Raw genomic sequence first — 20,393 nt, forward strand, 5'->3', positions numbered from 1 at the left:
GCCCGCACCCGATTCTTCGACTCGTTCTTCTACGCCGCGACGCAGGCCGGGATCCGACAGGCGGTGATTCTGGCGTCGGGTCTGGACGCCCGGGCCTACCGGTTGGCGTGGCCGGCCGATATGACCGTCTTCGAAATCGACCAACCGCAGGTGATCGAATTCAAGGCCGCCACGCTGGCCAAGCTGCTCGCCGCGCCGCAGGCCGAGCTGCGCACGGTCGCCGTCGATCTGCGCAACGACTGGCCAAAGGCTCTGGCGGAAGCCGGTTTTGACGAGAGTCAGCCCACGGCCTGGATCGCGGAGGGACTCTTCGGGTATCTGCCGCCGGAGGCGCAGGATCGCCTGCTGGACAACATCACCGCACTCAGCGCTGACGCCAGAATCACCGCCTGTCGGATCCCGGCCTGCGTCGCGGCGTAGAAGAACGAGTCGAAGAATCGGGTGCGGGCGGCCATCGCGGCGGGCATGTGTTCGAGCTTCCAGCCCGACTCATGGTCGTCGACGTCGGAGGCGGCAAGGTCGCCTGCGACCCAGCGAGTGAAAAAGTCCACCCCGACGGCGCGCACCAGCGGCTCGGCAAAATGGTCTTCGATCAGCGGGTTGTCCGCGCTGGTCGCGATCGCTCGCGCGGCTGCGACCATGGTCGCGGTCGCGCCCACACTGGTGGCCAGATCCCAGGTGTCGTTGTCTTTGCGTGGCATGCGGCTCTTTCCCCCTCGGAATCACACCTTACTTAGCTGGTATAACGACCGACGGGCACGTGTAGTTCCCATCGCCCGCAGCCCCGCTAGTTCGCGAGTCCGAGTGTCAGGTCGCCGCAGGTGGGCGGGTCATCTAGTGCGGTCCGGGACGCCCAGGTTCGACCGGTCCCCCAGGTCCACCCGGTCCCCCGGGGCCACCCGGTCCTCCTGGGCCACCGGGTCCACCCGGTCCATTCGCAGCAGGGGCCAAGAACACGCATTCGTTCAGATCGACGCTCCAGCCCCAACCGGGCGCACAGTCACCATCGGCACGGCTGATCGCCGACCTCACTTCGTCGTTCGGGCAAGGCGGGCGGTGATAGATGTAGGTATCCGGCTTAGCCCGCGCCTATCATTGTGCGGCAATTGACCCGTCGACGTGCCCGATTGGCGAGCATGAACGAACCCCGTTGGCAGCCCGTGTCTTCAGTCGATGACCAATTCGAAGACCGGGATGAGCCGATCCGTGCGTTGCTGGTACTCACCGAATCCGGGGGCGCGCTCGACTACCACCGGGTAGACCGAATCCCTTTCGTCACACGGCAATTCGCGCGCGATCGCGGGCTTCGCGGGCTCCGAGCCGATCTCGACGGACACGCGAGGGTTGGCGCGAATGTTGTGCACCCAGGCGGGATTGTTGTCCCGGCCCGCCGCGGAGCCAACGACATAGATTTTGCCGTCGATATCGAAGTAGGCGACCGGGTTGACCCGTTGGGCGCCGCTGCGCGCACCGGTCGAAGTCAGCAGCAGTAGCGGGAAGCCCTCGAATTGTCCGCCCACTTTGCCGCCGTTACGGCGAAACTCTTCGATGTTCTGTTCGTTGAATTCCCGTTCCGAGTTCAGCGCGTCGTCAGCCACTGCGCCATCGTGTCACGCGGCGCGGGTGTTGGCCACCGTACTCTGGACTTACACTGTGCCGCTTTGACATTCGAGCTGAATCAGCCTCTGGCGAACGGTGCCTGTATGCCGGCGGGACCGACGATGCTATTGCTGCCGCCCGGGTTGCTGATTTGAGGCGGCGCTCCGCCCGGCCCTTGTTGCCAGGTGATGTGGTTGCCCGAGCCGGTGGCCTTGATAATGGCGACCGTTTGCAGATTCACCGTGTTGGCAGAACCGCTGACATCCACCTCACCGCACGAGCCGTTCAAGGTGACATTGGAGTCGATGCTCACGACATTGATGGGAGATTGATTCCCGCAGTCATAGGTGACGGTCGAGACGCTCTTGTCGATTTTTTCGGGTGCGACGTCCAGGGGCGCAGGCCAGCGTCCCGCCGGCGAAGGAACCACAGCCTCCGGCGAGGTCGCGACACCAGCCATCAGCACGATGCCTGTCGCACCAGCCGATTTATCGTTGCCCGGCGCCGCGCCTGTCACCGCGACGAGCAGCGTCGTCGTCGTGGCGATGCCCAGCCGAATCATCACCCCGGACATATTGATTCAATCCTTCGGATTACACATTGAGAAGCGTTAACGCTAGCGCGTCCGCGCCGCCGGTGTGAATCGGACAGCGTTCGAGACGACGACTCGCCAAACCTGGTCGTAACGCGTCAGCGCTGGCCTTCAGCGCGGCGACCTGACGCCACGCGCAGTGGGCGAGCAAAAATCACCTCGCGGCGAACGTGATGTCTGGGAGACGTCAGTGCCCCGCTGTCGGCGCCGCGGGTTCGATTGTGGTCAGTTCGGTGAGACCGCTGACCCTTAGCACGGGCATGAGGATGGGGTGCGCGACGAGCTTAATGCTGTCGGCGTGAGCGGCCAAGGCGTTTATGGCCGCGCTGTCCAGGTACTCCACCGCGCTGAGGTCGACGAGCAACGCTGCGTCGTCGCCGGCGGCCTCGATCGCGGCGCTGGCCAGCGCCCCGCTGAACGCATCGATATTGCTCATGTCGATCTCCCCCTCGGCGACCAGCACAAAATTCCCGTCGCCGCCGCGTGCGGTGTCAATCGTGAGCGGGGTGGTCATCAGGTGATCCTCGTGGATAGGTGGACGGTGGTGCCGCCCGCGTCGGGCCGGATGTCGACGTCGCGCATGAGGCTTCGCATCAGCGGGATGCCCCGACCGCGATGGGGATACGAAGCCGGTTGCGGAGCCTTCCATGAGCCCGTGTCGGTGATGGTCAGCTGGACCTCGTCGCCGAGTGCCACCGCTCCCAACCGAATTGTCCCCTGCGGTCTATGACGATGACCATGCTCGATGGCGTTGGCGACGGCTTCCCCGGCGGCGACGAGCACGTTCAGGGCCTGATCGGGGTCCAGCCGGGCTCGGGTCAGCCAGTTGCGCAAGGCATTTCGGGTGGGCGCGAGCTGGCTGGCGTCAGCGGGAAACTTCAACTCCAACGGGGCCGGGTGGCGGTAGAGCAGCAGCACCACGTCGTCCTGGTACCCACCGAGCGGGGCGACGCGGGACATGACCTGGTTAGCCACGTCCTCCAGGGTGAATGCGCGGGAATCCTGCGCCACGGCCGCCACGCGGGAAATGCCATGGTCGAGCGGAATGCGGCGACGTTCGACCAGACCGTCGGTATAGAGCAACAGCGTCGAACGCGCCGGGATGATCGCGTGGGCTTCCGGGCGAACCCAATTTCCTCGTATCCCCAAGGCGATGGTGTGGCCGTCGTCGAGAATCTGGGTGCTGCCGTCTCCGTGCACGAGGATCGGCGGCGGATGGCCGGCGCTCGAGTAAACCAATTCACCGCTCTCGGGGGTAAGCACCGCGCAGACCGCCGTGGTGCACTGCGCGCCGGGCAGCCGCGCGGCAAAGCGGTCCATACCCGCGAGAGCCGCACTGGGACTTGGGTTTTCGAACAGCAACGCGCGGCACGCACTGCGTACCTGGCCCATCACGGTGGCCGCGGCCAGGCCATGGCCGACGCAGTCGCCGACGATCAACGCGATGCGCCCGTCGTCGAGGTCAAAGATGTCGTACCAGTCACCTCCCACCTGCAGTGGCCGCGTCGCGGCCTGATAGCGCACCGCGAAACCGTTGGGCAGATCGGCGGGACCCAGGATCGCGTGCTGCAGCGCCAGCGCGGTCTCGCGCTGCTGATCGACCTGGTACACGCGCTGCAAACCCTGACCGAGGCGGCCGGCCAGGACGGTAAGCAGGGTCTGGTCCTCGAGGGTGAACGGACGCTGCGCGGTGAGATCCATCCAGACGACGAGCACGCCTTCGGGGTGCTGCAGCGCAATGCCAGCCGTTCCAGGTGTCGACGCATTGGGGGTGAGCAGGTCGCCGTCGCGCAAAGCGCTGATCGCCTCCTGGATGTGTGGTGGCAAGTCGGCCCACTGCGCGGGCTCGCCCACCGACGCCACCCTCGGTGCGCCGAACGCGGTTTCAGTGGAGGAATTTTGCGTCGGGAAGGTGACGGCCAGGACCCGGCGCGCCCGCCACAGCCGCCGCAGTTCCTCGGCGGCGGCTTGTACCGCGTCATCGACGGTGTCGGCTTGGGCCAGTTCCTGGTTGAGCGCGTGTTCGCGACCCGCGGCCAACGCCAAGGCGATCGCAGCGTGCCGGGCGAAGTCACTGACCAGGTCGAGGTAATCGTTACCGAACGCGGGCTGGTGCGGGTCGCGGGCCACGGCGATGACGCCAAGCACCGCGTCGTCCGCAATCAGCGGCATGACGATCGCGGAGCGTTCACCGACGTCGGTGAAGCCCTCGATCGGATATTGGAAGGAATCGGTGATCAGCGGTATGCCGCGGCGGGCCACCCCGCCGGTGGTCGAGCCTTCCATCGGAACTTGTCGACCGATCACCTCCGAGGAGTACCGGCCCGCAGTCGCGGCGACGACCAGGGTGTCGACCTGATCGACGGGCAATTCAGCCTCCTTGGGAACCAGCAAGATGGCCTGCTCGGCGCCCGCTAGCTCCAGAGCCCGATTCACGATGAGCTGCAACGGCCCCGTCTGGGGGTCACCGGACAGCAGCGCCGTGGTGATCTCGCGGCTTGCCTTCGTCCATTTCGCCGATTCGCGTTCCCGCTCGAAGAGGCGGGCATTGTCAATGGCGGCGGCCGCCGCCGTGGCCATGGCGCGCACGGCGCCTTCCTGCGTGTTGGAGAAGACTCGACCCGGCCGATCGTCGGCCAGGTACAGGCTGCCGAAGTTGGCCGCCCGGACGGTGATCGGGATCCCGAGGAGCGCATGCATCGGCGGTTCGTGTCCGGCCAACTCGGCGGTGTCGGGATGGGTGCTCAGATCATCGACGCGCAGACCATCCCCGACCGGAAGATCCCCGAGCCGCCGCGCGGTTTCAACGTCGATTCCCGCATGCACGAAAGAAACGAGGGCCCCGTCGGAGGCGCGGATCCCCAAGGCGGCGTAGCGCGCGCCGGTCAGCTCCATCGCGGCTTGAAGGACTCGCTGCAGCGTCACGTCGAGGTCCAGATCGGAGCCGATCTCGACGATGACCCGCACCAGCTGTTCCATCTGGTCGCGCGCCGCCACGAGCTCGTCGAGCTGATCATGCATCCGGCTCACCAGGTCGCGCCGGCCCTGCCAGGTGAAGGCGGACTCGCCCTGGTCGCTGTCCATAGGTACCAACGGTAAACGGTCGGGTGAACCAAGGATGTTCGGTACTGGACGGGCCGGCACCACGCTGGCCTTTTTATATACGAATCGGCGACTGCCGGCTGAGTAGCTAGCCGGCATCTACCGAGGTCACGCGAGGTTGCAAGCGTTCGACGAACCGCAGGCAGCGGTGCTTTACCCGATCTTGACCAGGTATTGAATTGTGCCGCCGAAGATAGCTGACGTGAGTAACCTTTCATCGGTGGAACTGGGGGTTTTGGGACCTCTCCAGGTCCGGCAAGACGGAGCGTCCGTCGTCATACCGGGCGCGAAAGCGCGCGCCATCCTCACGATGCTCGGACTGCACAGCGGTTCCGTCGTGCCGGCCGACACCCTCGTCGAGCTGCTCTGGGGTCAGGATCCGCCGCGCACCGCCGTTAAGGCCCTGCAGACCCACATCTCGTCGCTACGTCGCACCCTCGGCGACGGCTATGTGGTGACCCAGGGCGCCGGGTGGATTCTCGCCGAGAGCGAGGTCGATGCCGCGCGCTACAAATCGGCGGCGCGGCTGGGTCGCGATGCCGCCGCCGCGGGCGACACCAGCCAAGCTCTGGCCCGCTTCGACGAGGCCCTTGCCCTCTGGCGCGGAACCCCCGAGCTGCCCGATGGCCGACGCGGAACGTCCGAAAGGACGCGATGGGTTGAGAGCCACGCGGCCCTGGTCGAGGACCGGGCCGACGCCCTGCTGGCCACCGGTCGCGCCGCCGAACTCATCGGTGATCTCGAGGGCGCGGTGGCTGACGCTCCGCTGCGCGAGAGGCGATGGGGCCAGCTGATGCTCGCCCTGTACCGCGCCGGCCGCCAAGGTGAGGCCCTCGGCGCTTATCAACGGGCTCGGTCGCTGCTTGCCGACGACCTTGGAGTCGACCCGGGGCCAGAACTTCGCCGGCTCGAGGCGGCGATCGTCACACAGGACGCCTCGCTGGATATCGCTGTCGCACAGAACTCTTCGTCGGTGACGCGTGCGGTGACATTCCTGCTCACCGACATCGAGGGGTCGACGGCCGCGTGGGAGGCGGATGCCGACGCCATGGCGGTGGCGCTGGCCCGCCACGATGAGCTGGTCGAACAGATCGTCACGTCACGTGGCGGTCGGCTGATCAAGACGCGCGGCGAGGGTGACGCGACGTTTTCGGTCTTCGACCGTCCTTCTGCGGGCGTCGCGGCGGCAATCGAGCTGCAGGACGCGATTGCTCACGAGCCGTGGGCGTCGCGGGACCCCATCCATGTCCGCATGGCGATGCATACCGGCGAGGTCGAGCTGCGCGACGGCGACTACTTCGGCCGAGCGGTCAACCGGGTCGCGCGCCTTCGGTCCTTGGCCGAAGGCGGCCAAATCCTGTGCTCGGGTGCGACCGCCGAACTGGTCGTCGACTCGCTGGCCGACGACGTCATGCTCACCGACCTGGGAATGCGTCAGCTCAAAAACCTCGCGCGGCCCGAGCATGTTTTCGAGTTGCGACTGGAAACCGGTGCGGACCAATTGGATTCGCCGATGCCCGAGACGCCGATGGAGCGGCCCAACTTCCCCGCCGTACTCGTCGGCCCCGGGCCGTTCGTAGGGCGTGGCCGCGAACTCGAGGGGCTGCTTGCGGCGTGGCAGACGGCGCTGGCCGGCGGTGTGCGCGCCGTATTGATTGCCGGCGAACCGGGCGTCGGCAAGACGCGTCTGGCCGGTGAATGGTCGCAGCAGGCCTACGAGCAAGGGGCGGTCGTGCTGTACGGCCGTTGCGACGAAGATCTCGGAGCCCCCTATCAGCCGTTCGCCGAAGCGCTACGTTCACTCGCGCCGTGCGTGGGCGCAGACCGGCTGAGAGGATTGCGCGGCGCCGAAGCGTTGCTGTCGCTCGTGCCCGGCCTGGCCGATGTCGTGCCCGATCTCACCTCCCCGGCACACGCCGACCCCGACACCGAGCGCTACGCATTGTTCGACGCTGTCGTCGCTCTTTTGGAAATCGCCTCCAAGAGCGCGCCGGTCGTGATGATCGTCGACGACCTGCACTGGGCAGCCAAACCGACGCTGCTCCTGTTGCGGCATCTGCTGCGATTCGGTGACCATGCGCGCGTCCAGATCGTCGGCACCTACCGCAGCACCGACCTCGACCGCTCCCATCCCCTCGCCGCGACGCTCGCCGACCTTCACCGCGACGGGACGGCCAATCGGCTTACGCTGAGCGGACTCGACGAGGACGACGTGACGGCCTATGTGGCCGAGGCGGGCTACGACGACGAGGAACTCGCCCACGCATTGGCGTCTGTCACCGGCGGTAACCCCTTCTTCCTCATCGAAGCCCTGCGGCATGTCGATGAGAGCGGCGGGGTGTGGGACCAGAGCACCCTGCCCCAGGGCGTGCGGGAAGCGGTGAGCCGCAGGCTTTCTCGGCTTCCCGTCGATACCAACAAGGCGCTTGCCGCGGCCGCGGTCGTCGGCAGCCGGTTTGCCCTCGAGCTGGTCGAGCGGGTGGTCGGGACTGACCTGATCGACGCGTTCGACGAAGCGCGCCAAGCCGGCATCGTCATCGAAGAGCCCGGCGGGTACTACCGGTTCAACCACGCCATCGTCCGGCAATCACTGCTGGCCGAGCTGGCGTCCGTGCGGCGCATGCGACTGCACCAGCGCATCGCCACGACACTCGAGACGCTGCCCGGCGCCGACGACGAGCTGCTGGCCGAACTGGCGCATCACTATTTCGAATGCGCTTGGGCGGGAAACGCAGCCAAGGCGGCCTTCTACTGCCGGCGTGCCGCCGACCAGGCGATGGCACGACTCGCCTACGAGGGTGCCGCCGATCTGTACGATCAAGCTCTGCACGCGCTCGAGGACATCGACGACGAGCTTCCCGACCGCGACGACCAGACCGTTGAACTTTTGGTCGCCCGATGCGAGGCCTTGCTGGCCGCCGGCGACGTGTCCTCCGCTGCCGGTGCGGTCTCACAATTGCAAGCCGCGGCAGCGGATTCGGCCCGGTTGGCGGCGTGGGCGACGTGCTTCGACGGTCAACTGTCGATGCTGATTCATCCCGAGCGGCTCGACGAGGTGGAAGCCGCGTTGGGTGCGGCCGCCGCCAAACTCGCCGAGCTGGACGACGCCGCCGGGGAGGCCAAGGCGCACACCGTCCGCGCCGGGTGCCTGGCGCGTCTCGGGCGAATCGGCGACTGCGAGATCGCTTTGGACGACGCCCTCACCGCGGCGCGTCGGGCGCGCGAACACCGCCGGGTGAACGCGGTGTTGGCGGGTGCGCCGCTCGCGGCGCTGTGGGGCCCCAATCCGGTTCCGCGCGCAGGGGGAAGGTGTCTCGACGTGGTCCGGCTGCTGCGTATCACGACCGACTCCCCCGCCGTCGAGGCCACCTCGACGCGATGCCAGGCCGTCCTGGAGGCCTTCCGCGGCCGCACGGCGGCGGCACGGCGGATGATCGACTCGGCCCGTCGCACACTCACCGAGCTCGGCCTGCGCCACGCGTTGCTGGAAGTTGAACAGTTCGCCGGCATCGTCGAACTCATCGGCAATGATGCATCCGCCGCGGAGTCCCATCTCCGAAAGGCCTACAACGGCTTTCGTCGCATGGGCCTGGACGCCGACACCGCCGAGACCGCCGCCCTGTTGGGCCGGGGGTGCCTTGCGCTCGATCGCGATGACGAGGCCCGTGAATTATGCGCGGAGAGTGAGCGTCTCGCCGGGCACGCGCTGAAGGCGTCGATCGCATGGCGGACGCTTCGGGCACACCTACTGGCGCGAAACAACGATTACGACGGGGCCCGCCGGCTCGCCGAGGAGGCGGTCAGTCTGGCCGAACGCACCGACGCCCTGGTCGATCACGGCGACGCCTGCCTGACACTGGCGACCGTTCTGGGCGCCGCCGGCGACATCGTGGGAGCGCGCGCCGCGGCCGAGCGGTCGGTCGATTTGTACGAGCGCAAAGGCGCTGCGGCGCTTGCCGACATGGCCCGCCAAGTTCTCGGCACGCCTGCTCAGCCGCCCACCCCGGCTCCTCCCGAGGTGCCCGTTGTCGAACTGGACAGCGAATGCGTGCGAGTGGGTGAACGCGTGATGGCCGCCATTCATCGCAAGGACTGGGATGAGTTCGAGCGGTTGTTCGCACCAAATGTCTCGATCGAGAATCGGCGGAAGATCGTCGGCGTGGCCCTCCCATCGGACGCGGTGCGACGTCAGATGAGGCGTGATCTCGAGGCGGGCGTCGCGCGTGTCGACCATGTGATGATCGCTGCGCGAGGCGAGCGGCTGGCTCTGTCGCGATTGGTCACGACCGCTTTCGACGAGAGTCCCGGAGCGCCGCACGACGAGCTTCTCCAGCTATACGCCATCGACGAGAATGGCCAAGTTGTGCGACAGGTGTGGTTCGACGTCGAGGACATGGCCGCTGCGATGGCCGAACTCGACGCGGCTTACGCTCAACTCGAGGCCGAGCACCCGCCCGCGCATCAACTGGAAAATGCCGCGACGCGGGCATACGAGCGCCTCCACACGTATTTCAAAGCCCGCGACTGGGACGCGATAACCGAGCTCCTGACCGACGACTACTGCGGCGACGATCGTCGTTCGGTAGTAGGTTCCGGGATCCGGCGCGGCCCGGATGCTGCGATCGAAGACTACCGATCGGCCGCCGACATCGAAGTGACGGATGCGAGTTCACAGACCATGGCAACCCGTGGGGCGCGCCTGGCCCTCACTCGTGCCCGGTATGCGCGAAGCACACTGGAATCGGAGACATTTCGCGTCGACTTCCTCCAAATCATCGAAGTCGACGCCAACGACCGGATCGCGGCGATGTCCGCGTTCGACCTCGACGACTTCGACGCCGCCATCGCCGAACTCGATGCCCGTTATCTCGCTAGCGAAGCGGCGCCGCACGCGGAAACGTGGTCGGTGATCACGGGAACTTACGCCTCGATCAGGCGGCACGAATACCCCGCGCTGACACCCGATTGCGTGACTATGGACCATCGGCGGACCACCGCGTTTGCACCCGGTGAGCTTCCCGCATACATCCGTGCCGGGTGGGAAATCGGGCAAGAGATCCGGCCGTACGTCGCGGCTGTCCACAGGTTGACCGATGTCGGAGCGGTCTGCAGCGCTGCGTCGCATGGCGTTTCGCATGAGGGCTTCGACGCCGAATGGCGGCACCTTGCCCTTTCGACGGTCCAAGGCGCCATGGTCAACCGTTGCGAGATGTTCGACGAGGCCGACCTCGACACCGCGATCGCGAGATTCGAACAGCTCAACCGACCGGCACCGCGATTGGAAAACGTGGCCGCGCGCGTATTCAAGCACGTCTGGTCACATTTCGCGGCTCGCGACTGGGACGCCATGGCCGAAATGGTGAATGACGACTACGTCGGAATCGATCACCGACGAATCGTAGGCGCCGAACCTCAGCACGGCCGAAATGACGTGCTCAGGGACTTGCAGGCAGCGGCAGGAGTCGGATTCACACTTTCGATGGTGAGCGCCATTGCGATTCGCGGAGACCGCCTGGTCCTCGCACGGACTCGAGCCACCGGTCGCGACCCCGACGTGGCCCAAGACGATGCCCTCAACGTTGTCGCGATCGACGCCAATGACCGGATCGCGAGTGTCGTCTCGTATGACCTCGAAGACTTCGACGACGCCATCGCCGAGCTCGAAACCCAATACCTCGCCGGCGAAGCGGCGCCGTATGCGAAGACATGGTCGGTCGTTGCGAGCGGCTACGTCGCGCTCAACGGCCACGAAATACCATTGACTACGCCGAATTTCACCAACGTGGATCACCGCCGCGCGCCGGCTCACGCTCCCGGTCAGCTGATCGACTATGTTCGCGCTGGATGGGATCTCGACCAGACCATCCACACTCACGTTGAGGTTGTGCATCGGCTCAGCACCCTCGGCGCGGTGTTTACTCATGCAGCACAGGGGAGCTCGCACGACGGTTTCGACGCCGAGTGGCGAGGGATCAGCCTCGTGACCGTCGACGGTGAGCTTGCCAGCCGGTCGGAAGTCTTCGATGAGGCAGATCTTGACGCTGCGATCGCAAGGTTCGAACAACTCAGCCGCCCGACACCGCAGCTGGAAAACGCGGTGGGCACGGTATACAAGCGCGTCCAGGAGCTCTTCGCGGATCGTGATTGGGACTCCGCGGCAACGTTGTTCGCCGAGGACTACGAGCACGACGATCGCCGTCGGGTGGTTAATGCCGGGATCCGACGTGGTCGAGCCGCCGCGATCGAGGACCTGCGCGCGGCCACCGACGTCGGGTTGCTGACGAACATCGCGTCGACCGCCATCGCGAGCCGGGGTGAACGCCTAATCCTGATGCACTTCCACGGGGCCGGCGGCGATCGCGAGGCGGTTCAGGTCGACGTGCTTCAGGTTGTCGAGATGGACGCTAGCGAGAAAATCGGAGCGGTCGTAGTGTTCGACCTTGACGATTTCGATGCCGCCATCGCCGAGCTCGATGCTCGCTACCTCGCCGGCGAAGCGGCACCGTTTGCGAAGATGTGGTCCGCTGTTGCGGGTAGTTACGCGGCCCTCAACAAGCACGAGTTGCCTTTAACCACGCCGGACTGCGTGAACGTCGACCACCGACGCGAGACCGCCTTCGGGCCCGGCGATCTGAACGCATACATCCGCGCGGGGTGGGACTCCGAGCAGGACATCAACGTCTACGTCGAGCGAGTACATCGGCTGAGCGACGTCGCCACGGTTGTCACCTATGCGGCGTATGAAACCTCGCAACAGGGCTTGCGCGCAGAGTGGCGTGGGCTCGCCGTTTTCACCGTGGATGGCGACACGATCAACCGCACTGAGGTTTTCGATGAGTCGGACATCGACGCCGCGATTGCGAGGTTCGAACAGCTGATCCGACCGGCGCCGCAATTGGAAAATGCGGCAAGCCGCGCGAACAAACGATTTCAGGAGAGGTTTGCAGCCCGCGACTGGCCAGCTCTCGCTCAAGGACTGGCCGACGAAGTTTTTCACGACGATCGTCGGCGGGTCGTCGGCATGGGATTGCGGCAAGGCCGCGAGGCCATGCTTGCCGAGGCACGTGCACTTGTGGCAATTGGCGTTACGAACGCAGCCTCAGATGTCCTCGCCATCCGCGGTCAGCGCCTGGTCTTCAGTCGGATCCGAACGTCAGGCCGCGACCAGCGTCCCGAGGGCTTTCACACCGACGCCCTGGAGATTGTCGAAATCGACGCGGACGAGCGGATCGTGGCACGCTTCGTGTTCGACGTCGACGACTTCGATGCGGCCATCGCCGAACTCGATTGCCGTTACATCGCCGGCGAAGCCGCCCCCTACGCCCACACCTGGTCGGTGATCACCCGCGCCTACGCCGTACTGAATCGGCGCGAGCACCCCTTGACGACAGTCGACTGGTCCAATATCGATCACCGGCGAGGAGTGTCGTTTGCGCCTGGTGAAACGTCAGCGCTGATTGCCAATTGGGACGCCACGCCTGACTCTCGCAATTCCGTCGAGGAGGTGCATCGGCTCAACGACCTGGGCGCTGTGGTCACCTCTGTGACGCACGAAACCTCGCGTGAGGGTTTCCACGCCGAGTGGCGAGTGGTCAGCCTTATAACCATCCAAGGCGACCTCATCGACCGCCTGGAAGTCTTCGACGAGTCGGACCTTGACAACGCCCTCGCGAGGTTCGATGAGCTGCATCCGCGCGTACGACAACTGGAAAACAAAGCAAGCCAAATCAGCGACCGCTTCCTGACGTACTTCTCGGCACGCAACTGGGGTGCGATGGCCGAGATGACCGCTGACGATTTTTCGAGTGACGATCGTCGTCGCGTCGTGGGGGCGGGCGTCCAAGTAGGTCGACAGGTCGACCTCGAAAATATGCGGGCGTGGGCCGACGTCGGCATCACGAACATGACGTCTGATGTCATCGCGACCCGGGGTCAGCGGCTCTTCCTCGGTCGCACCCGGTTCATTGGCCCCGAGCACGGTCCCAACGCATTCCACAGCGAGGTCCTCGGCCTCATCGAGATCGACGCCGAAAACCGAATCGTAGGCCGAGTCGTGTTCGACGTGGACGACATTGACGTTGCATTCAGCGAGCTTGAGGCCCGGTACGCCGCTGGCGAAGCCGCCGCTTATTCAGATGCCTGGGCGGCGGTAGCAGGCGTGCACGCGACGTTCAACCGGCATGAATTTCCACCAGAGGCTTGGGTGACGATCGACCATCGGCGAGGCACACTATTCGCCACCGACGACATGACGTCGGCCGTTCACACTCTCTTCGATCTCACGCCAGATTTTCACGTACACATCGAAAAAGTGCATAAAGTCAACAGTGTTGGGGCGTTGATCACCAATTGCGCACACGGATCATCACCTGATGGCCTAGACGTCGAATGGCGCATGATGATGCTTCTCATTGTCGATGGCTGCCGACTCACTCGCTGTGAAGTGTTTGACGAGACCGACTTGAATGCCGCGATCGAGCGCTTCGACCAACTCAGCCGGCCGGCACCCCACCTGTGCAATGCCGTGACCCGGGTAATCGACCAATTCCTGGCGTACTTTGCGGCCCGCGACTGGGATGCCATGGCGGAGCTGATCGATCATGAATTCCGCTCGGACGACCGCCGTCGAGGCATAAACGCCGGAATCCGACTCGGTCGCGAGGTCGAGATGGCGAATTGGCGTGCCACCGCCGAGGTTTGGATGTCAGACATGCGGGCGGCCGTCGTTGCGACCCGCGGAGAGCGTCTCGCGCTCATCCGTTTCACCTTCGTCAGCCAGGATTCGCTGCCCGCAGCGTCGCAGGCCGCGGCGCTGTCCGTCGTGCAAATCAATGATGGCAACCAATGCGCCGCTACGGTCATTTTCGAGCCCGAAGACTTCGAAACCGCCTTCGAGGAACTCGAAACACGTTACCTGGCAGGAGAAGCGGCTCCCTATAAGCAGACGTGGTCGACTCTCTTGCGGGCTTTCGCCGCGTTCAACGAACACAGGCTTCCCTCGACGACGCCGGATTGGGTCAATCTCGACCACCGGCGAGGCCGAGCGTTTTCGCCGGGCGACCTGGTTCCGTATATCCACGCCACATGGCAGGTGATGCCACAAGCCAAGATCTACGTCGATGCGGTGCATCGGCTGAGCAATCTCGGAGCAGTCGTCACCCAGTCGACGCATGGGACGTCGCCGGACGGCTTCGACGCCGAATGGCTCGAGGCTAACCTTCTGACCTTGGACGGTGACCTGATCAACCGCTGCGAGGTTTTCGACGAGGCGGACCTCGATGCCGCGCTGGCCCGCTTCGAGGAACTGGAAGCGAAGACGCGGCGCGTCGAAAACACGGCAAGCCAAGTGGAGCAACGCTTCCTGGCATACTTCGCGGCCCGCGACTGGTCCGCGATCGAGGACATGCTCGCCGTCGACGTCTGCGTCGATGATCGTCGTGGCGTCGTAAACGCCGGCGTCCGGCACGGTCGCGAGGCTGAGATCACCAGCCTGCGGGCGCTGGCCGGCGTCGGAGTCACCAACGCGACGTCAAGCGTGATCGCAATCCGTGGCGAGCGTCTCCTCCTCTGTTGTCATTCAGTCTGGGGCCACTGGTCCGAGTCCAAGGCGTCTGAGACGCTAGGCGTCCTTGAAATCAACGCCGACAACCAGATTGCAGCACGCGTCCTGTTCGACGGCGACGAGCACGAGGCCGCATTTGAGGAACTCGACGCTCGCTACGCCGCGGGTGCAGCGGCTGCTTTTGCGAAGACATGGTCGGTGATCACCAATGCCCAGAGTGCGTTAAATCGGCACGAACTCCCGCCGACGGCACTGGACTCGGTGTACGTCGACCATCGCCCGCTCCTAACGTTCGAGGCGCCTGATCTCGCGGCGGCTACTCGCACGCTGTGGGACATCGCACCTGACGCCAGCACCTATCTCGAGGCTGTGCATCGGTTGAGCGACCTCGGAGTTCTCTCGACCCGGGTGCTGAAGGGAACTTCACAAGAGGGCCTTGCCGCAGAGTGGCGGATGATCGAAGTCTTGATGCTCAAAAGTGACCTGATCAGCCGATGCGAGATCTTCGACGAGACAGACCTCGACACTGCGCTCGCAAGGTTCGACGAGCTCACCGGCAAAGATGAGCCATAGTGACGGCGCCCCAACCTCAACCGCTCTACCTGCTGGCGGACAGTCAGCTGCTGTTCTGGAAGCGTGACGACAGGCTCCTTCTTGAGTGCGCCCTCGATGGATTTCACGAAGCACCGCCGAGCGCGGCCTACATCGGCGCCTCCAACGGCGATCGGACCGAGTTCTACGGAATCTTCGAGGCGGCAATGGATGCCGTGGGAGTCACCGATCGCCGCATGATCGACTCGTCGTTTGGCCCCGACGATCGCACGTTCCTCGATCGTGCCCAGTTGATCGTCCTCGCGGGCGGCGATGTGCGGCTGGGCTGGAATACGTTCGAGAAAACCGGCATGAGAGACGTGATCTCAAGCCGGCACGCCAAAGGTGCGGTGCTCGTGGGCATTTCGGCTGGCGCGATCCAGCTCGGGCGCTATGGGATCGTCGAGACACCGAATGCCGAGAGGACGGAGCTACTCGATGTTTTCGATCTCGTCCCGCTGGTTGTCGACGCGCACGACGAGCGAGCAGGATGGGCGCGGCTGTCGCGTGCGATTCAGACGCTTGACGGATCGGTCACCGGCCTCGGAATCCCTACCGGTGGTGGGGTCATTGCGCACATGGATGGCGCCATCGAGGCCCTGCGCCATCCCGCACACAGGTTGACCTTCGAGAGAGCTCGCGGGGCGCACTCCGAGATGATCCGGCCGATCACCGGGTAGACGCGCTGCCTCGTCGGCGTGGCGTGCGGTGCGCTTCGACGACGTCGGAGTTGGCCAGCGTTTGTGCCTGAGCGGCCAGTGTCGAGGCCCTGTTGGCGTACGCGATCGCGTCGGTGCCGTTCCCCGTTTCCGTGCCGTGTGCCGCTGCCAGGTGCCGTTTCGCCTCGTCCAACCGGGCCTGGGCCTCGGAGCCGACGTTGGAGCGATATCTGGCGACATAGTCGGAGATTTGACGCACTCTCGCGTCGGCGGTGGCCAACGCCTGCTGCGCCGGATGATCGCCCGCGCCAATGTCCAGATGCCCACCACTCCGGGCGGCGCGCCGGCGCCGGCGTGCGCGCAACAGCACCAGCAGCAGGAGGAACGCGAGGATAAGCACGACGACGACGGCGCCGATCGCGATGAGCGGCCAGAGCGGCTTCGACGAACTTGCGGGTGTAGACGAGCTCGTCGACTTGTCCAACCCGTCGGCCGCGGCGACCGCGGCACCGCTCCAATCTTTAGCGCCCAGTACCGGATCGATCTGGGTAGTACGCAGCTTGTTCGTCTCGGCGGCTGTAAGGATCTGCGGCGGCACGCTGAACGTGTACGACGCGGTGTTCGTGGCCACGGCCAGCAGCGCGTCGTGGTCGCCCATCCCGCTGGCACTGCGTGTTCGGTCGGCCCAGTTGTCGGGTTTGAACCTGGAGAAGTTGTCGACGTAGACCACCCACAGTTGGAGGTGGCGATCGCGGTTGAGCCGATCGATGGCAGCGCTGACCGCCGCACGGTCGGAAGCGCTCAACACCCCGGTGCTGTCGGTGATGTGATCGGTGAGCTTGGAAGGCGGTTGCGCGCCGGCGGGGCTTGCCCAAAGCAGCGCCGCTGTGAGGATTGTCAGGACGACGCCGAACAGGCGAAAAACCCGCATATGGGTAATCTAGCCGCCAATCCGAGGCGGCGCGGGCGTAGCTTGTGCGTCCCGGCCGGCGGATTGAGCATCCGTTGCCGGCACCGCGGTGACCAGCAGAATTCACCCACATCCTGCACCCCGCATAATCGCCGTGCACACTGGACACCCTCTGGTTAAGCGCGTAACCTCTGTCGCGCGACGACAACCGCGACGACAGCATTAACCGTGAGTGAAGGGGCCATGAGGAACATTGAGTAACACCATTGCGGTCTTCAACCCGTCGAACGAGGAACAGATCGCGGAGGTCCCCGATTCCGACCAAGCGGCCGTCGACGCGGCGGTAGCCCGGGCCCGCGAGACCTTCGAGTCGGGGGTGTGGCGCAAGGCCCCGGCTTCGCACCGCGCCAACGTCCTCTTCCGCGCTGCGCGAATCATCGAGGAACGTACCGAGGAGCTCGCCGCGCTCGAAGCCCAAGACAACGGCATGAACACGACCGCCGCGCGTCACATCATCCCGGTCTCGGTGGACATGCTGAAGTATTACGCCGGCTGGGTCGGAAAGATCCACGGCGAGTCGGCCAATCTCGTCTCCGACGGCCTGCTCGGGACTTGGGAGACCTATCACACCTTCACCCAGCTCGAGCCCGTCGGCGTGGTTGGCCTCATCATCCCTTGGAATGGGCCGTTTTTCGTCGCGATGCTCAAGGTTGCGCCCGCGCTCGCCGCGGGGTGCAGCGCGGTTCTCAAGCCTGCCGAGGAGACGCCGCTCACCGCGCTGAAATTGGAGGAGATTTTCCGCGAGGCCGGTCTGCCTGATGGTGTCCTGAACGTCATCACCGGCTACGGAGAGACCACGGGTGCCGCGCTCACGGCCCATCCGGACGTCGACAAGATCTCCTTCACCGGGTCGACGGAGGTCGGGCGGCTGATCGTGAAGGCGGCCGCGGGCAACCTCAAGCGACTGACGCTCGAGCTCGGCGGCAAGTCGCCGCTGATCATGTTCGACGACGCGAACCTCGATAAGGCGATCATGGGGGCGGGCATGGGCCTGCTCGCCGGTTCCGGCCAAAACTGCTCGTGCACCTCGCGCATTTATGTCCAGCGCGGCATCTACGACAAAGTGGTGGAGGGCCTCGCCGGATTCGCGCAGATGCTGCCGATGGGCGGGAGCGATGACCCCGATTCCGTTCTGGGACCGCTGATCAGCGACAAGCAACGCAAGCGCGTCGAAGGCATCGTCAACGACGGCGTCGCCGGCGGTGCGCAGGTGCTCACCGGCGGTAAGCCGATGGACCGCAAGGGCTACTTCTATGAGGCGACGATCATCACCAACACCACGCCTGACATGCGGCTCATCAAGGAGGAGATCTTCGGGCCGGTCGGCTGTGTGATCCCCTTCGACGACGAGGACGAGGTGATCGCCGCCGCGAACGACACGCACTACGGGCTCGCCGGCTCCATCTGGACCGAGAACCTTTCCCGCGCCCACCGCGTTGTGAATGAGCTTCGCGCGGGCCAGATTTGGGTGAACTCCTCGCTTGCGGCGGACCCGTCGATGCCGATCAGCGGTCACAAACAGTCCGGGTGGGGCGGTGAGCGCGGCCGCAAGGGCATCGAGGCCTACTTCAACACCAAGGCCGTCTATATCGGCCTCTGATCGAGCAGCGCGGTGACCGCCGCCGGGTCCTTGTAGTACACGTCGAGGTCGACGATCTTCCCGTCGCGCAGGGTGTAGACCTCGATCAGATCCATGGTGACGCTATGTCCCGACGCTCGAGCGGTGAACGTCAGCGAAAAGCGCAACGCCACAGCGTTTTCACCCAGCGGCTCCGAGGTGAACGGCCCCGGGCTGACTGTCATCGCGTCGTTCATCTTCGCCAGCAGATCGCGAAAGCCGCTGAGGCCGCGGTAGTCGCCGCTATATGGGAGACCGTCCGCTTCGTGCGCGACGAAGTCGTCGTGCAGAAGACGGCCCATCGCCTCGAAGTCACCCTCGCGGACCGCCGTGCTGAACTTCTGCACGATCTCCACTCTTGACTCTGTCATGCGAACTCCTCGAATGCCCTGTGGCGCGCCTTGGGCCGGATGCTAGCCAGCGCGGTCGCGTCGACACCAGGGTTTAGGCGAAATGATCGCGCCGAGGGAAACTCTGGGCTATGCAGGCCTGCGGTGGCATGGTTGCGGTTTGTGCGGGTGTGGCTGAGTGGCTAGGCAGCGGCCTGCAAAGCCGTATACACGGGTTCAAATCCCGTCACTCGCTCCAAGGCCGAAAAAAGGTGGGGCGCCGCGTGAAGTCAGGGCAGGGCCTGCGGAGTCACGAGGAATTTCTCTCCCGTCGCTCGCTTGACGTAGGACTTGAACGCGTCGGGTTTGAGCATGCCGGCAAGTGAGACCTCCTGCGTGTAGCCGCTCGCGAATGTCGTGGTGAGCTCAGACGCGACACGGGCCCGCAAACGGCCGAGGGTCTCGACGCCCGCGCCCTGGAGGAAGTAGGTGAGCAACCAGCCACCCACGCCCCACGCCATGCCGAAGTTCCGGTTGAGCACGGTGGGACTGGTGTCTAGTGAGCCGTAGATATACACCTGCTTGTGGGTGCTCGACCCGTAACGCGAGTACTCCGCGGCGGACGAGTTGGCCGCCTCCTCCATGCCGTTGAGGATTTGGCCGGCCAGCGTCCCACCGCCCGTGGCATCGAAAGCGAGCGTCGCGGATGTGGCTTTGAGAGCCTCGACGAGGTCGGTCGCGAACGAAGGCGCTGATGAGTTGAGGACATATGTTGCGCCGAGCGATCTCAGGAGCTCCTCTTGCTCGGGCTTGCGGACGATATTGACCAGCGGTATCCCGTCCTGCCGGCAGAGCTTGACCAGCATCTGGCCGAGGTTGGACGCCGCAGCGGTATGCACAAGGCCCGAATGTCCTTCGCGGCGCATGGTTTCGGTCATTCCGAGCGCAGTCATCGGATTGACGAACGACGACGCGCCCTCCCTCGCCGTGGCCTCGTCGGGCAGAACCAGACACGCGGACGCATCGATCGCTCGGTACTGCGAATACATCGCGCCGCCGGCGATCGCCACCGTCCTTCCGATTAATGCCTGGGCCGCTTCGGAGGACCCCGCGGCCACCACGGTGCCGGCACCCTCGTTGCCCACCGGAAGCGACTTGTCGAGTCGCGCGGACAAGGCTTTCCGGCTCGCCTCGCCGACGGACGCGGTGACGACGGGACGTTCCGGCGTTCCCGTGACCGTCGCCTTCGTCATGTCCGCACTCGCAATGAGCAGGCCCAGGTCCGACGGGTTGATCGGCGAGGCTTCCACGCGCACCAAAACCTCGTTGGCGCCCGGGGTGGGGACGGGAACATCCTGTAGCGAGAGTCCG

General features: G+C 65.2%; 10 protein-coding genes, 1 tRNA gene and 2 pseudogenes. 5 read left to right on the top strand and 8 right to left on the bottom strand.

Annotation, left to right across the window (positions count from 1 at the left end; translation table 11 throughout):
- Positions 1 to 372 (top strand): annotated as a pseudogene (locus tag A5652_RS14900) (class I SAM-dependent methyltransferase); the annotation flags it as partial.
- On the opposite strand, the pseudogene A5652_RS26800 reads toward A5652_RS14900, so the two are convergent.
- The 5 genes and pseudogenes from A5652_RS26800 to A5652_RS14920 form a co-directional block, all read right to left on the bottom strand.
- Positions 366 to 701: pseudogene (locus A5652_RS26800) on the bottom strand (class I SAM-dependent methyltransferase); the annotation flags it as partial. The pseudogenes A5652_RS14900 and A5652_RS26800 sit on opposite strands and share 7 nt — an antisense overlap.
- A 465-nt stretch (positions 702 to 1,166) precedes the next feature.
- Positions 1,167 to 1,598 carry a nitroreductase family deazaflavin-dependent oxidoreductase gene (locus A5652_RS14905; protein ID WP_067352612.1) on the bottom strand — a complete coding sequence of 144 codons (432 nt, stop codon included), beginning with the start codon at positions 1,596 to 1,598 and terminating at the stop codon, positions 1,167 to 1,169.
- Between the two features lie 80 nt (positions 1,599 to 1,678).
- Positions 1,679 to 2,173 carry a DUF3060 domain-containing protein gene (locus A5652_RS14910; RefSeq protein WP_067352614.1) on the bottom strand — a complete coding sequence of 165 codons (495 nt, stop codon included), beginning with the start codon at positions 2,171 to 2,173 and terminating at the stop codon, positions 1,679 to 1,681.
- 205 nt (positions 2,174 to 2,378) lie between these two features.
- Positions 2,379 to 2,705, bottom strand: coding sequence for an STAS domain-containing protein (locus tag A5652_RS14915; RefSeq protein ID WP_067352617.1), 327 nt, complete (start codon positions 2,703 to 2,705; stop codon positions 2,379 to 2,381).
- A complete protein-coding gene (locus tag A5652_RS14920) occupies positions 2,705 to 5,275 on the bottom strand; it encodes a SpoIIE family protein phosphatase (RefSeq protein ID WP_067352620.1) in 2,571 nt (856 codons plus the stop codon). Before A5652_RS14920 ends, A5652_RS14915 begins: the two co-directional genes overlap by 1 nt.
- 238 nt (positions 5,276 to 5,513) lie before the next feature.
- Between A5652_RS14920 and A5652_RS14925 the strand changes: the two genes are divergently transcribed.
- Both A5652_RS14925 and A5652_RS14930 read left to right on the top strand, forming a co-directional pair.
- Positions 5,514 to 15,428, top strand: a complete 9,915-nt coding sequence (locus A5652_RS14925; RefSeq protein WP_082983915.1) for a BTAD domain-containing putative transcriptional regulator — start codon at positions 5,514 to 5,516, stop codon at positions 15,426 to 15,428.
- Entirely contained in the window at positions 15,428 to 16,126 is a 699-nt protein-coding gene (locus tag A5652_RS14930) for a Type 1 glutamine amidotransferase-like domain-containing protein (protein WP_067352626.1), read from the top strand. Before A5652_RS14925 ends, A5652_RS14930 begins: the two co-directional genes overlap by 1 nt.
- Here the strand turns inward: A5652_RS14930 and A5652_RS14935 are convergent.
- Positions 16,116 to 17,036 carry a YgcG family protein gene (locus tag A5652_RS14935; RefSeq protein WP_067352628.1) on the bottom strand — a complete coding sequence of 307 codons (921 nt, stop codon included), beginning with the start codon at positions 17,034 to 17,036 and terminating at the stop codon, positions 16,116 to 16,118. The two genes, A5652_RS14930 and A5652_RS14935, sit on opposite strands and share 11 nt — an antisense overlap.
- A 232-nt stretch (positions 17,037 to 17,268) precedes the next feature.
- Between A5652_RS14935 and A5652_RS14940 the strand changes: the two genes are divergently transcribed.
- Positions 17,269 to 18,675 (top strand): aldehyde dehydrogenase family protein, encoded by a 1,407-nt coding sequence (locus A5652_RS14940; protein WP_067352631.1) that lies wholly within the window; start codon positions 17,269 to 17,271, stop codon positions 18,673 to 18,675.
- On the opposite strand, the gene A5652_RS14945 is transcribed toward A5652_RS14940, so the two are convergent.
- A complete protein-coding gene (locus tag A5652_RS14945; RefSeq protein WP_082983914.1) occupies positions 18,660 to 19,064 on the bottom strand; it encodes a nuclear transport factor 2 family protein in 405 nt (134 codons plus the stop codon). The genes A5652_RS14940 and A5652_RS14945 overlap by 16 nt on opposite strands.
- 143 nt (positions 19,065 to 19,207) lie before the next feature.
- On the opposite strand from A5652_RS14945, the gene A5652_RS14950 reads away from it, so the two are divergent.
- Positions 19,208 to 19,281, top strand: a tRNA-Cys gene (locus tag A5652_RS14950).
- A gap of 31 nt (positions 19,282 to 19,312) precedes the next feature.
- On the opposite strand, the gene A5652_RS14955 is transcribed toward A5652_RS14950, so the two are convergent.
- Positions 19,313 to 20,393: zinc-binding dehydrogenase (locus A5652_RS14955; protein ID WP_067352637.1), on the bottom strand; the 1,081-nt coding region annotated here is incomplete at its 5' end.

The sequence above is a fragment of the Mycobacterium sp. 1165178.9 genome, from assembly GCF_001673555.1.
GTDB lineage: Bacteria > Actinomycetota > Actinomycetes > Mycobacteriales > Mycobacteriaceae > Mycobacterium.